The following is a 15,355-nucleotide window of genomic DNA, read 5'->3' as shown; positions in this document are numbered from 1 at the left end:
TTCTATTTATTGAACCGTAACATCATTTGGTAATGTGAAGCTAAGAACTACTTCAGACGTTTTAATATCTTTCCCTGGTAAGAAATATCCTAACCTGTAATAATAAGTTGATCCTTTAGGGAATGTTGAAGAGCCGCCGCCGGCACTGCAATTTGCCTGGCTTTGCTGCACGGTACAAACGATACCCGCAGCTCTGTTTTGATCATTAAGGCGTTTAAGCTCACTGAACACATCGTACTGCACGCGAAGTTTGTTTGAGAAATAACTGTAGTCAATACTATCCGGTAATTGCTGGCCGCTTAAAAAGCCTTGTGATAAGTCAGCACCAATGCCCCGCACCAATTCACGCGAGTAGGTTACGTTTAAAACCTTTTTACCGTTTGTTTCCAGCGTCGAAAGCCCTTCCGCGCTGCCTGCATCAACATCTTTCTGATTCGGGGCAAGTGTATGCACAACATTTAATCCGGATGCTTCTATCAATGGCTGGTTGTAGTAAGCAATCTTTTGTGCGAATGAACTGAATTTACTTGTTGTGAAGTCATACTCCAGAATAATAGTATCTTCCGGAGTCTGCGCATAAGTACCTATTGTTTTCGTATCGTCACCTTCCACTCCGGTATCCCTGGTTTGTTCGGTGTTCCATATTTTTTTCAGCTGGAACGTGTATGATTTGCTGTTCTGGAAAACACCGTTCGGAATCATGTAAGTAAAGTTATCACTCCCGGGCGTCTTATCCATCGTGACATTTGCTACGGATGCGACTTCCTTGCCACTTTCAAGGAATACAATCTTGTATGAAAAATTCGGAGCAAGGCGCATCGGCTTGTTCGGCACAGACAATAATTTTATATATCCATTATTACTTTCGCTTTTGTAATAGTTCTCCATGCCCACCATTGGATAGGCATATTCCACATTGGCTACTTCAATCTTATACGGTTCAAACTTCGTTTTAAAGATTGAAGTATCTACCTCCACTTTAGTTGATGGAGTCCACTGTCCGTTCGCATAGTATTGCAGGTCCACTTTTACGATTACTTCAACCGTAGCATTTTCAGCATAAGTTTTGGAAGGAACAATCGTAAGGTTTGTTTTTGAACTGTTCCATTTAAATGTGAATGGAACGGGTATTCCATTTGATTTCAGGGTTACATTATTCGGCCCAACGAAGCCTCTGTACTGTACCATTTTGGATCCGTCATTTTCATCAGGCAACGAGAACTTGAAGTTCTCAATCGGTTTGACAAAATTTACCACTACATTATCTGTAACCGCAATATTGGATGAGCCGCTGGTTGGGGTTATCGATTCTATGAATACAATGTTTTTATCATTTTCAGGTTTGGTGCATTCGTCACCAAACTTAACTTTGAATGTTGCACTACCGCCAACGATATCCAATAATTCAAATTCGATTGTAACAGAACCAACCATATAACTTGGTTTTGGTAATTGCGCAAATACATATGCAGAAAGAGAAGCCGAAACCAATGTGAAATCACCGGACTTAATCGTACAGTCATATTTACAACCTACATTGATTCCACCCATGATGAATGCCTGTCCGGTCGCATACCAATTGTTTACCCCTCTCGGACCATCCTGGCATTGAACCGGGTTTGATGTTTGTGTCAACAGAATATCAAAGCCGGCCTTTAACCATAGTTCAGCATAAGGTTCTACCGAACAGCCCAAAAAGTCAGCACTACCACCAAATTTACCATCAATGCTTACACGCGCTCCAAAAGAAAGACCTGCTCCGGTTTCCATCGCATTGTAATCGATTGGTGCCGGACCAAACTCGTCTGGCAACGGCATGATCGGTGGTTTTGGCAATACGTTCCCCGCACAGAAATATGCCTGGCATTCGAACAGATCAATTACTTCAATGGAAGCAGGATCTGACGGAGTTCCCATGTATACATACTTTCCTTGAGGAGAGAATAAGACAGCAATATGTGCCGCCCTGTTATCAGGGCCTCCACCTTTAACAACACTTGCTACATCTACAAAAACATCAAAATCCCCGATGAAGGTCTCTGTTCTGAAATCATATTGTGTAAACCATTTTACTCTTACAGAACCGGTCGACTCTGATGGCTTTTCATCTTTAATTGCTTTCTGGTTCGCTGGTGTTGACAGACCACTCAGTTTATCAGGCTGCATTTTCCCTTTCATATCCGCTACTGCAGGGGCCTGTACCGGAGGTGTTAAAATAGTAACTTCCCCGAAGAATGAGAATGTAAGCAAACCACCACTGTTGTTAAATTCCATACCAAGGTTGATCTTACCATTAAATACTGCATCAGTAGGCACAGACTGCAGACCAATACCAGCAAGTAAACCTAGATGGACACCATCATCCGGAAGGTAGTATAATCCCGAAGTTGTTTTACATTCTACGTCCGTATCCGGAGCCGGACTCGTTGGTGTCTGCATAGCCATGTGGTGATACAATCCCCCTGTAAAGCCGTTGATCCCGACAAACGGCCCTACCGGAATCACCGGCAGTGTAACACCCGCATCTACAAACCAGTATCGGTAACTGTCGGTGGCATCAGTCAATGCCGCAGGATTTATGTTTGTATTAATATCCGGTACGGCTTCATTTCCTGTTCTTCCAAAGATAGCGGCCACTTCTACTTTCAGTTTACCTTTCATGATGGTCAGGCTTATATATCCGCAGAAACCTGTTCCATATACTTTAGCGTTTTTGAAGTTTGTTAGCTCTCCATATAGTTTAAAGGCATCGTTGTCAACTTTGATAACGATCTTGTCCAGAGAAAAATCATCATATTCCCACTTACCTGTAGAAGCATTCCGTTTTGTCCATATGGTAAATGTTGCAGTACCGCCAAAACCATCACCGCCGGTTTCACTTGACTGTGCTGCAGGAGCCGCAGGCGGAGGTGAGCTAGGAGCTGTTCCTGTACTGGCTGTAGCTGCAGGTGGTGCCGAGTCTCCGCTGCCGGATTTCTGGAACTGAACAACCAGCGTTATTCTCAAGCCCAAACGTTGACCACCCGGTTCGGTAATAAGTTTTGCAGCGGTAATCTTAACAGGGAAATTAGACAAAGCCTGTCCGGAGGAAGACATCTGGCAATAACCGCCATTGGCTGTATCAATGCTTATATAAGGAGCTTTGGAACCAATCACTAAGTTTGCAAAATCCAATCCAAAGCCTGCCGTAGGTTTGGCACCATCGGATTCACCTTTTTTCTTAGGAGTAAGCCGCAGGTTACCTGTTATGGTTACAGTAGGTGTAAATTGTTTCTGGTAGTAATTAAAATTTATTAGTGTATGATCCAGTCGTATTTTAGCGACGCCGAATGCCTGCGCGTCAATCGTACCAACTCCCACATAACCGGAATAACGGATGTCGCTGTCGGCAATATTCTTTGTCAGTAAAAGTCCGAAGTCTACCTGCGTTTCTTTTTTACTGATCGGCAATGTTATACCTCCATAAAAACCCGCTGAAGAAAGGCTGCTCGCAATTAAATTCAGGCGCAGTGAATCAATCCGGTATTCCCAGCTCTTGATTGTTCCGTCATAAAAAGGTGTGTTGTTTTTTCCTTTCGCACTTGTAAGCGCGGTAAACCCGTTCCCATCAATGATAAGATCTCTTGAATCAATGACTACAACCTCATTCGGACTTTTTTCCTTAAAGGCCTTCGGTATGTCAATGGTAATACTGGGTATATAGATGCCCTGCCACTGCGGACCATCAACGGCATTACTCGTAGATAAGTCTGCAGCAGCGCCGCCGCTGTTTTTATTAATGATCGCTGTTACTGAATCTTTGTACCAGGTTGGTAATGTAAAGGACGGAGCATTTTTCAGATCACTGTGATCAAGTGTAAATTTGGGCACAGAGCATTTAAAACCCGGCAGGTTTGTAAACTCAAATGTCGGTATCTGATCTACCTGAATAATTAAGTTTGAAAACTTGTCTACGTTTACATAATACAAGACAGACAATTTCCCTTTGGTATCCTGATCTGTTACAATGGTTCTCTGATCAAAGTTGATTGCACCTGCCAGTGTAGCTTCTTTAAATCCCTTACAGTTAAATGTTACTGAACAGCTTTTGTCTTCGCCAGCTTTCTCTAATCCGTCAAACTGTACATTATATCCCTTACCAACCTGAAAGGAATCTGTTTTTAATAAATACAATTTCAGGTCACCCGCAAAACCTCCTGTACGGCTATACGGCACACGGTCCGCTAAAAAATATAATTGTTTATCTGATGAAACAGGAACTTTCAAAAATACTTCCGCATACATGCCATCCGGATCCATAAAAACTTTGTTGATCACGATCGCATAGTTCTTATCTCCCGAAGGCGGAATAATCGCTATTGGAAAAGTAAATTCTTTACCGTCGACTAATGCTTTATAAAGATTATTGTCTTTTACTTTCTGAACAGCGCCATCGATGATACCAACATAATCCTGGGCCTTACTTACTACAGTCTGCGCAGAAGAAAGCGTGCGCTGCGTTTTTGCTAATGCATTTATCTGGGCTGAGGAGATGTTTGATGAAAAACAAACAAATAAGATTATTGCAACTTTGAGAATATATTCCGCTTTATTATCAAAAGTAAAAAAACGCAATAACAGCATTGAACCAGTAGTAAAATTCATTCGTGTTTTTGATTAAAATAAGGCACGTTCGAAGGCCTGTATTAAAATTATAGTTTATGAATTAAATACAAATGTATGATATTATACCCAATTTTTTTAGATCTATGAACAAAATATGTTGAAAAATACCATGCCTCTTTATGTAATAAATTATAATTAGTTATTTAACAGTTATTTATTTCTAAAGCACCTATTTCTAAGTATGCTTATAACCTAATAACATATTTTCATGATACATGTAAGTTTGAACATGCTATTTTCACTTTATATGAAGTTCGATCAAAGTGTTCTTTATAAAATCCTATTTAAACAATTAAAAATTCTTTCGCGGTTTCATCATAATATCATTCCTTCTTATTAATTTATCGCTTCCCACTTTTCATAGATTAACCCATCCGGTGCTTAGTTCCCGGCGGCGAAGAGGTATAGCTTTTTGAACTTTTCCTTGCAAAAACATCTTCCGTTTAGCCCTTATTTATTGTATTTTTGTGTTCAAACTAGCATTCCCGTTTTGAAGGTTACTGAGCTGTTGAGTGTTTATGAGAACGACTCTCATTTCCAGCTACTGAAGCAAAAGCTTCAGGAAAGGGGTATTAACAATCTCTTTTTAAAAGGACTATCCGGCAGTCTGGATGCTGTTACTGCTGCTGCGATTTCCAAAACAGACAAGCGGTCGCATCTCTTTATTTTAAATGATAAAGACGAAGCTTATTTTTTCCAAAACGATCTGCAGCAATTATTAGGACAGCCGGTTTTTGTTTTTCCGGCCTCTTATAAAAAGCCATATCACTATGAGCAGGTTGAAAATGCAAATATTTTACAACGTGCCGAAACACTCAACTATATTGTCAACAACCAGGACAAGCCTTGTTTCATTGTTACCTATCCCCTGGCACTTTCTGAAAAAGTAATCAACAAACGCTCGCTGGTTGAAAATACTTTCATTGCAAAAGTTGGCGAAAAGCTTAATCGCGAATTCATGGAAGAGTTTTTACAAAGCTATTCCTTTGAGCGCAACGACTTTGCCTATGAAGCCGGGCAGTATGCCATCCGCGGCGGGATCATCGATATCTTTTCTTATTCGAACGAGCTTCCTTACCGCATCGAATTGTTTGGGGATGAAATCGAAAGCATCCGAACATTCAACCCCGAATCGCAGCTCTCCGTAGATACAATCCCTGTTTTATCTATAACACCTAACGTACAGACACGCCTGCTGAAAGAAGAACGTGAAGCACTCTTTACCTTTCTTCCTTCCGACGCGGCGATCTGGATAAAAGATTACGCACTTACCTGTGAGATCATTGAAGAATCATTTTCAAAAGTTGAAGTTCAATTTGACACGATACTTGCGTCAAGCGGCAGCAGCGCGCTGATCACATCTCCCGACGCCTTGTTTGAAGATAAAACATCTTTTGAAAAAAGTATCGCCGCGTTTTCAATCATAGAATTTGGTTCACAAACCTACTTACCCAATAACGAACGTTTTGAATTCGAGGCAAAACCGCAACCATCCTTCAATAAAGAATTCAACCTATTGTTAGATGATTTGCGCCTGCGTGTAAACCAGGGCTACAAGATCATCATTGCGTCCGAATCGCATCAGCAGATCCAGCGTATCCATTCTATATTAGAAGAGCTTGATCCGTATATCCGTTTCGATGAACTGAATATTTCGCTGCGTGAAGGATTTATAGATCTGCAACGCAACATACTCTGCTATACCGATCACCAGATCTTCGACCGTTTTCATAAATACAAAACGAAAGAACGGTATTCAAAATCAAAATCCATTACCTTAAAAGAATTGCGTACCCTGCAGCCGGGCGATTTTGTTGCCCATGCGGATTTTGGTATTGCACGCTTTGCGGGCCTGGAACGGATTGAAAACAATGGCCATGTGCAGGAAGCCATCCGACTGGTATTCCGCGATGATGACCTGATGGTTGTATCCATTCACGCCTTACACAAAATTTCGAGGTATAGCGGTAAAGACGGACAAATGCCTGTTATGTCCAAGCTTGGTTCAGGTGACTGGGAAAACAAAAAAGGAAAAGTCAAGCGCCAGGTAAAAGACATTGCCAAAGAATTGATCCAGCTGTACGCCAAGCGTAAAGCGGCACCGGGCTTTGCTTACTCTCCTGATTCTTTCCTGCAGGTAGAGCTGGAATCTTCTTTCATGTATGAAGATACACCCGACCAGACCAAGGCTACTGCGGATGTAAAAAAAGACATGGAGTCTCCACACCCTATGGACAGACTGGTGTGCGGAGATGTTGGCTTTGGTAAAACAGAAATTGCTGTACGTGCGGCCTTCAAAGCGGTGTGTGATGGTAAACAGGTTGCTGTTCTGGTACCAACAACCATTCTGGCCATGCAGCATTACAAAACCTTCAGAGACCGCTTGTCGCGCTTCCCTTGTGTGGTTGAATACATCAACCGCTTTAAGACTGCCGGCCAGGTAAAGGAAACACTGAAACGGGTAAAAGAAGGTAAGACCAATATCCTGATCGGTACACAACGCGCGATCAGCAAAGATGTTGAATTCCAAAACGTAGGTTTACTGATCATAGACGAAGAACAGAAGTTTGGCGTGAAGGTAAAGGAAAAGCTACGGGAATTTAAAATCAATATTGATACACTTACGCTTACCGCAACACCAATACCAAGAACACTGCATTTTTCGCTGATGGGTGCTCGTGACCTTTCAATCATCGCTACACCACCACCAAACAGACAGCCCGTTACCACAGAGATTCATGTATTTGATGAAGCCTTTATCCGTGATGCTGTTTCATTTGAATTAAAACGTGGCGGACAGGTATTCTTTGTATACAACCGCGTGAAGGACATTGAAGGCATGGCATTCCTGATCAAGAAACTTGTACCGGATGCGCGTGTTACATTTGCCCACGGACAAATGGAAGGTGATAAGCTGGAAGAAGTGATGCTGAAATTTGTGGAAGGCGAGTACGATGTTCTTGTATCAACAAATATTATCGAGTCTGGTTTGGATATACCAAATGCCAACACCATCATTATCAACGGCGCACATATGTTTGGTTTGTCTGACTTGCACCAGATGCGCGGCCGGGTAGGGCGAAGCAATAAAAAAGCGTTCTGCTATCTGCTGACACCTTCAGTATCCGCTTTAACAGGTGATTCCAGAAAACGCCTGAGTGTGCTGGAAGAATTCTCAGACCTGGGCGACGGCTTTAAGGTTGCCATGCGCGACCTGGATATCCGCGGTGCCGGTAACATGCTGGGCGCTGAACAAAGCGGCTTTATAACCGACCTGGGTTTTGACATGTATCATAAAATTTTAGATGAAGCCATTCAGGAGTTAAAGGAAACTGAATTTGCTGATTTGTTCAAAGATGAACTGGATCAGCAGCGTTTAAAAAATCTTGTTCAGGATTGTGTGATCGAAACCGATCTGTCGATTCTCATTCCTGAAAATTATGTGAACAATATTTCTGAAAGACTTTCATTATATTCTACCATTGATAATATTAAAAATGAAGATGAACTGGCAGGCTTCGTAAGTTCATTAAAAGACCGGTTCGGACCGTTGCCTAAAGAAGTAATTGACCTTACAGAAACCATCAGGCTACGTTGGCTCGCACAGGAATTAGGCTTTGAAAAACTAACCATCAAAAGTGATGTGATGCGTTGTCAGTTTGTACCATCAGAGCGCACAAGCTATTATACTTCAGATGTATTTGGTAATATCTTAACATATGTTCAGTCACACCATAACATTTGTAAAATGAAAGAGATCAACAAAAAGTTAATTCTTATTATCTCTGATATTAAATCTATTGAAAAAGCTTTGCATTTGCTGAAGGAAATGCAAATCCCCGCAATTGTATCACGGTAAAAGGTTGGAGATGTAAAAAAGTTTGTTGAACTTAGAGAACATAATTTTTAATCTGATCTACCTTGGAAACAACTTTCAAAGACCCGATAATAGAGAGTTACAAAAAGCGTCAACGGCTTTTGGATTATCTGATTAAAGGGGCTTCATTCATTGTTTTTGTTGCAACCATTCCTGAAATTATTTATTGGGTTACTGATACTTTATTAATGGTATCGCTTATTCTTGTCATTTTTGCTTTTTGCTTTTTTTTAAATAAAAAAGGACATACCAACATAGCTGCTAATCTAATCGTCCTGACGGTTTCTTTTCTTGTATTCGTGCAGTGCATTCAGACGGGCTTGTCTTCATTGGTATTTTGCTTTTATATGCCCCTGCTGATTGGTATTCCTTTTATTATCGATAACAGAAATATTGTGCTTATTCTGTTTCATATGTTCCTGCCTATTACACTCTGCTCTTATTTGCTTTTTGTAAACCAGCCTGCAACTGAAGCCACCAGGCAATTGGCCGAAGGCTTTACAAACACCAATGGCAAGATCAATTTTTTATGTGCTTTATCACAATGCGGTTTCTTTGCATGGTTCATCATCCGCGATCATTCGATCTCTCAAAAACTGATTTTGATTTCAAAATCAAAAATTGAAAATAAAAACGCTGAGTTGCTGAAAACAAATAGTGAAATGGATCATCTGGTGTACAGCATCAGTCACGACTTGCGTGCACCGATCGCTTCAGCCCTGGGGCTCATTGAGATCAGTAAACTGGAAACGGACCAGGAAAAATTAAGGTATTATGAAATATTGAAAGAAGCCTGCCTGCGCAGGCTTGACAACTTTATTTATGATATTCTGAATTATTTAAAGAACAACCGATTAGGCGTAGAAATCTCACCCCTTTCCATCAAAGACGAGATCTACAATTCCATTGAAATGAATTCCATCTACAATGAGAATGTTAAAGTTGTTGTAGAGTGCGAATACGATGGCGAAATCTATACGGATAAGAATCGCTTACGCATGATCCTGAATAACATTATTTCAAATGCCTTCCGTTATGCCAAGCCGAACATACTGGATAAAACGATTCATATTCGTGTAAAAAATAACTACCCTTCCATAGAAGTATCCATTACCGATAACGGCGTGGGTATCAATAAAGAATACATGGAAAAGATTTTTGACATGTTCTTTAAGACTGATGAAAAGACCAAAGGCAGCGGACTTGGCTTGTACATTACCAAAGAAGCCATTAGTAAAATCAAAGGTTCTATCACCGTTTGGTCTGAAAAAGGGGTCGGTTCTATTTTTACCATTGTCATTCCGGATCTGAAAGATTCCAAAGAATTCCCGCTTGCCGCCGACAGTCCGCTTGATTAATAAATAACCGCTATCGAAGCGTTCGTCAGCCAGTTCAGCACCAGGGTATCATTCGCCGTTAAACTTCCCGTCACATATACGTTCGAATTTTTTAATACCGGAGATGTCTCTGCTCGTTCAGAAATTACACACACATCTCCCACAAACGTTGAATGGATAAACGTTACTTCATTATCCTTTTTTGAAATAAAACCTACGTGATTATCAAGTCCTACAACGTAGAGCTGATCAGGCATGCCTGAAACGTAAGCAATGAGCTCATCAACCGATGTGATCCGCTTTACATCCGAACAAAGCGTTTTAACAATCGAATGCGAATATTGCTGGGCGACTTTATACCGGTTCAGGTTACAGCCTGCATGTTTTAAGGTAGTTGAAACAAAATATCCGCAGGCTATTTGTCCGCGTTGCGGCTCATTGCTGGTACCATTAAAATCCCAGGCGGTGCCATACCAGAATGGAAAAACATTATTTACGAGGGCGGCATGTAAAAATATCCGTGCAGAGTCAAGCGCCTGTTTCCTGGCGGTTTGTGAAGCAGCGGAGAGATAGCATTGATAGAGCTGTGTCCGCTTTGATGTAATTTTCGTTTTTAATTTCTGATATAAAATTAAAAAATTACTGTCAGACGAATCCGGAATATTCTGCTTCAGTATCGGCGCATAAGCGATTGGCTTAGCTGCCAGTGTATCTGCTGCTTTATGCGCAGCTGTATGGTCTGTTTGGGCCGGAGCATTGCAGCTTATGCATAGTACCAGCAGCACGAAAAAGTTTTTCATGAATGTTCTTTTTCTGACATAATGCAGAAAAGAAAAAAAGATACAGGCCATTGGAAAAAATCAAATAACAAATTCCAAAAAAAAATTTCTCACCGTGGTCTGTGGCACACAGACCGCGGAAAGAAGTTCGGTCGTCACTCTCACCGGGGCCCGGAAAAATTACCGGCTATGAACCACCTTCTTTAAAATAGCCGTATTCACTTCCGTAAGATAAGCCGCATTATACGGACCATGCCAGTTCATATCCATGGTTTCGCCGCGCGGCCAGTCGTAACAGGCGTCATCTGTAATGTAACCTATATAGCCGCCGTTAAAACCACTCAGCATAAAATTCATGTGTTGCTTTTCACACAGCTGTTCAAGCGGGGGCATCAGCTCGCCCGAATAATCACAGGGCATGCCCAGGATGATCGTTTCACCTAATTGCAGCAATTGTATATCGGGCTGGTCAGCACCAATCAATGCTCTGAAAACCCATGGCCGGATACGAATATTTTTTTCAAGACGCAGGTGCGGTTCCCGCAGGTACAAGGGAAAACGATGGTAATACAAATTATTTGCTGCTGTATAGGTAATCGTTGCATGCGCCAGTTTTTCCGAAAGTACAACCGCCATGCTATCGGCTTCTTTCTCACCATTATTCACTTCAGCAAACGCAGGGCCATGGCTGCCTACCGCGCCCGCTGCATAACTAACAAAAGAAGCCCATCCCTTTTTCTCCAGTATTTTTGAAATCCTTGCCGGGTAATCACCTGAGATATAATCAATATCCGATTCCAGGCAATTGGCATGTGCCGCAAACGTAAACAGACAAGCTTCTTCACCACGTGCATTGCGGAATTTCAAACCACGAATAAAAGGATCTTCCGGACCAGTCGGTCCTTTAAGTCTGTTGTGTACCGCTTCAGGCGCCGATATGCGGATGTAGGCCTGTTCTACCGGCTGCAGATTGGGCAATGCCTGAGCAATTGATTTTTCAATGGCATTAAAAAGTACTGCTACATACTCTTCCGAATAAGAACCTGCAAGAACTTTGCCTGCGAGTTTGGGCTCCCAGCCGCCCGGTGCGCTGTGCGTGTGTGTAGCTGTTAAGAAAACATGCAGAGCATATTTTTTTTCCAGTTGTTCTCTCACCTGATCTTTAAGATCCGGTGGAAAAATTAACAGATCAAGACAGATATAGGCAACACGTGTTTTGCGATTGTCAAAAACGAATGTACGTACATAGGTGGTATCCTTAACAGAGACGGCCGGTTTGCGCAGGCCATAACCTGCCAGCGGATGCGGAAAAGATGCCGGTGTTAATGCAACCCTCGACCATGCCGCTTTCAGCGAATCTCCTTTTTTTTCTTCCGCTGAAACATGGAACGAATCTATTTGCTGCATCATGGAAGTATAGTAAGGCATTTCCTTATAAGGTGTGCGGTCAACCGTTGTAAAGACACAAAGCGCCAATACACACAAGGCAATCACAATACCCAACATCCATTTTAGAAACTTTTTCAAGGCGGTTATTTCTCTCTGTAAATGATTGTACAAGGTACGTCAATGCACAGACAAACTCAAATTGAAAAAAGCACTTATATAGTTTATTGAATTAATTTGTTTCAGTATTTATTTTTTGTGTATTTGCAAATCAATATGTTACTGGTTTTCTCATGACACATGTACTTGCTTCTGTTATCATTCCCACCTTTAATGGTAAAGATAAAGTAATACAGTTATTGAAATCGCTGGAAAAACAAACGGTCTCCGCCTTTGAAATCATTATTGTGATTGATGGTTCTACGGATGGAAGTCTGCAGTACATTCAATCGTTTGGGTGGAAGCTGAATGAGCTCCGGCTTATTGAGCAAACAAACAAGGGTCGGGCCGGAGCCCGTAATACCGGAGCACGCGAAGCAAAAACACCCCTGTTGATTTTTTTTGATGACGACATGCTTCTTGATCCTGTATGTATAGAGAAGCATATACAATTTCACCAACAACACTCTTCGTGCATTGCCATGGGCAAGATCATTGAGCCTGCCCTTGTGGGTGACAAAGAGATTGTGCAGTATAAAGATTTTCTGAATAAGAACTGGAACCAAAGCCTGGAACCCTACAAACAGCAAGCCCTTCCCGCGGAGTGGGCCATTTTATCTGCGGCAAATTTTTCCATAGCCCGATCAGACTTTGATACACTGAATGGTTTTGATGAACTATTAAAGGATATTGAAGATTATGATTTTGCGCTGCGCGTAAAGCAGCACGGCACAAAGATTTATTACCTCCATGATGCCGAGAGTGTACACAAAGATCCGTTTACTTTTCAGAAATATGCCGCACGATCCCGTTCCTATCTGAAGAACAGAAAGTATGCCGCGCAGTTAAAACCAGACTTGTATGAAAATGATCCTATCCTGAATCATAAAAACAGCCTACTGCAAAAGCTGGTTTATACCATTTTTAAATATCCCTTCTGGCTGCACCTGTTAGATCATTACAATATTTTTATTGTGTTGCCTAAAAAGCTGCGGTATAAAATTTATGGGATCATATTTACAGCATTCATTCATAATCAATAGTAAAGACCTGAATACAAGGAGAGAGCATGGGGAGGCCAGTTTCAGGGATTATTCATTTTTTAAGGTTCTGCTTACTTGATTGTTGGCTTTTTTGTACCTTTGTACCTCAATAAATGAATCCACATGCTTAGTTGTTCTAATATCTCTCTTAAATACGGCAAGAGAACTCTTTTCGAAGAAGTTTCCATCCGCTTTGCCTCAGGCAATTGCTATGGTTTAATTGGTGCGAATGGTGCCGGAAAATCAACGTTCTTAAAAATTCTTTCAGGTGAAATCGATCCTACTACGGGTAAGGTTGAGATGTCGCCGGGAGAACGTATGGCGATATTAAAACAGAACCACTACGAGTTCGATGAATTCCCGATCCTGGAAACAGTGATGATGGGCCACAAGCGTCTGTACCAGATCATGAAAGAGCGTGAGGCGATTTACGCAAATCCTGATTTTTCCGAAGAAGATGGTATTAAGGCTTCTGAGCTGGAATCTGAATTTGCCGATCTGAACGGCTGGAACGCAGAAGCGGAAGCAGCAGAATTGCTGAGCGGTTTGGGCGTGAAAGAAGAGAACCATTACACGCTCATGAAAGATGTGGATGGTAAAATCAAAGTACGTGTATTGCTTGCACAGGCGATCTTCGGTAACCCCGATGTATTATTACTGGATGAACCTACCAACGACCTGGATGTAGACTCTGTATTGTGGCTTGAAAACTTCCTGGCAGATTTTAAAAACACCGTAATTGTAATCTCCCACGACCGTCACTTCCTGGATACGGTTTGTACACACGTAGCAGATATTGACTACGCAAAAATTAAATTATATACCGGTAACTATACCTTCTGGTACGAGTCTTCTCAATTGGCTGCTAAGCAAAAAGCTGATCAGAATAAAAAGGTTGAAGAAAAACGTAAAGAATTACAGGATTTCGTTGAACGTTTCTCTGCCAATGCTTCTAAATCCAAGCAGGCGACTTCACGTAAAAAATTACTGGAGAAATTGGTTATTGATGAGATACAGGCATCCAGCAGAAAGTACCCGGGTATTCAGTTCCGCTCTGAGCGCGAAGCCGGCGACCAACTGTTAACCGTTGAAGGCCTGAGCAAAAAAGGACCCGATGGCAATTACCTTTTCAGGGATCTTACCTTCACCATACATAAAAATGATAAAGTTTCTGTATTAAGCAAAGAACCGTTATCTATCTCGGCATTGTTTGATGTGCTGATGGGTATTGAACAACCGGATACAGGTACGTTCAAATGGGGTGTTACCACTTCACAATCATATTTCCCGAGAGATAACTCTGAATTCTTTTCAGATGGAAATTTAAACCTGGTAGATTGGTTAAGACAATATTCCAAAGATAAAGACGAAAGCTATATCCGTGGTTTCCTTGGCCGTATGTTGTTTACAGGTGAAGAATCGCTTAAAAAGTGTACGGTCCTTTCAGGAGGAGAGAAAGTGCGCTGCATGCTTTCCAAAATGATGATGGAAGCTTCAAACGTACTGATCATGGACGATCCGACCAACCACCTGGATCTTGAATCGATCACGGCATTGAACAATGCGCTGATGGAATTCAAAGGTACCATGTTGTTCTATTCACACGATTATCAATTTATCAATACCATAGCCAACCGCATCATTGAATTAGGACCAAACGGCTTCCTTGACAAGACCATGACGTATGAAGAATATCTGGAAGATGAAAAAGTAAAAACTCAGAAGCTGGCGGTGTATTGATTAGTTGCCAGGTTCTAGTTACTGGTTTCCAGACGAGAGTATAGAGTACGGAGAGTACAAGTATAAAGTACGGAGTATAGAGTACAGAGACTAAAGAAATTACCTATAATAAAAAAACCCAAAGAGATATCTCTTCGGGTTTTTTTATTATTATTCATTGGGTGGTTGGCCGAAAAGGTACAACTATGGCAGGAGTAGCGTTACTTCTTACTGTTCAACTTCCTGCCATTTCTACAAATCGAAATCCTGTTTTCCTGAAATCATTTAATCGTGTCCAGGTATGTATAAAAAAGAGTCCCGCTGAAATGAATCAACAGGACTCTTTTATATTAAGCCTTAGGCTTTAAGCATTTCGCATTCAGCTTCTGA

General features: G+C 41.5%; 7 protein-coding genes. 4 read left to right on the top strand and 3 right to left on the bottom strand.

Features of this window, described 5'->3' with window-relative positions; genetic code table 11:
- Window positions 1-6: 6 nt before the first annotated feature.
- Window positions 7-4,644: an Ig-like domain-containing protein gene (locus ACTHJT_RS06780; protein WP_440237243.1), complete on the bottom strand. Its 4,638-nt coding sequence runs from the start codon at window positions 4,642-4,644 to the stop codon at window positions 7-9.
- Between the two features lie 511 nt (window positions 4,645-5,155).
- Here ACTHJT_RS06780 and mfd point away from each other — a divergent pair.
- Together mfd and ACTHJT_RS06770 are read left to right on the top strand one after the other, a co-directional pair.
- Complete coding sequence (gene mfd / locus ACTHJT_RS06775; RefSeq protein WP_440237242.1) at window positions 5,156-8,524, top strand: transcription-repair coupling factor; 3,369 nt, start codon at window positions 5,156-5,158, stop codon at window positions 8,522-8,524.
- 119 nt (window positions 8,525-8,643) lie between these two features.
- On the top strand, window positions 8,644-9,900 hold the full coding sequence (locus ACTHJT_RS06770; protein WP_440237241.1) for a sensor histidine kinase: 1,257 nt from the start codon (window positions 8,644-8,646) through the stop codon (window positions 9,898-9,900).
- On the opposite strand, the gene ACTHJT_RS06765 is transcribed toward ACTHJT_RS06770, so the two are convergent.
- Together ACTHJT_RS06765 and ACTHJT_RS06760 are read right to left on the bottom strand one after the other, a co-directional pair.
- Window positions 9,897-10,679: a hypothetical protein gene (locus ACTHJT_RS06765; RefSeq protein ID WP_440237240.1), complete on the bottom strand. Its 783-nt coding sequence runs from the start codon at window positions 10,677-10,679 to the stop codon at window positions 9,897-9,899. The two genes, ACTHJT_RS06770 and ACTHJT_RS06765, sit on opposite strands and share 4 nt — an antisense overlap.
- A gap of 159 nt (window positions 10,680-10,838) precedes the next feature.
- Window positions 10,839-12,185, bottom strand: coding sequence for a neutral/alkaline non-lysosomal ceramidase N-terminal domain-containing protein (locus ACTHJT_RS06760; protein WP_440237239.1), 1,347 nt, complete (start codon window positions 12,183-12,185; stop codon window positions 10,839-10,841).
- A gap of 152 nt (window positions 12,186-12,337) precedes the next feature.
- On the opposite strand from ACTHJT_RS06760, the gene ACTHJT_RS06755 reads away from it, so the two are divergent.
- Both ACTHJT_RS06755 and ACTHJT_RS06750 read left to right on the top strand, forming a co-directional pair.
- Window positions 12,338-13,246 (top strand): glycosyltransferase family 2 protein, encoded by a 909-nt coding sequence (locus ACTHJT_RS06755; protein WP_440237238.1) that lies wholly within the window; start codon window positions 12,338-12,340, stop codon window positions 13,244-13,246.
- A gap of 123 nt (window positions 13,247-13,369) precedes the next feature.
- Complete coding sequence (locus ACTHJT_RS06750; protein ID WP_440237237.1) at window positions 13,370-14,986, top strand: ABC-F family ATP-binding cassette domain-containing protein; 1,617 nt, start codon at window positions 13,370-13,372, stop codon at window positions 14,984-14,986.
- Window positions 14,987-15,355 lie beyond the last annotated feature (369 nt).

Origin of the sequence: Cytophaga sp., from assembly GCF_051961495.1 — a bacterium.
In the GTDB taxonomy this organism is placed as follows: Bacteria; Bacteroidota; Bacteroidia; order Cytophagales; family Cytophagaceae; genus Cytophaga.
Note: the sequence above shows the minus strand (reverse complement) of the source record. Positions and strands in the feature narration are given on the sequence as shown.

Excerpts from the sequence above, each read along its gene's own strand:
- ACTHJT_RS06765 (WP_440237240.1), bottom strand. The coding sequence starts at position 10,679 with ATGAAAAACTTTTTCGTGCTGCTGGTACTATGCATAAGCTGCAATGCT.
- ACTHJT_RS06780 (WP_440237243.1), bottom strand. The coding sequence starts at position 4,644 with ATGAATTTTACTACTGGTTCAATGCTGTTATTGCGTTTTTTTACTTTT.
- ACTHJT_RS06750 (WP_440237237.1), top strand. The coding sequence starts at position 13,370 with ATGCTTAGTTGTTCTAATATCTCTCTTAAATACGGCAAGAGAACTCTT.
- ACTHJT_RS06755 (WP_440237238.1), top strand. The coding sequence starts at position 12,338 with ATGACACATGTACTTGCTTCTGTTATCATTCCCACCTTTAATGGTAAA.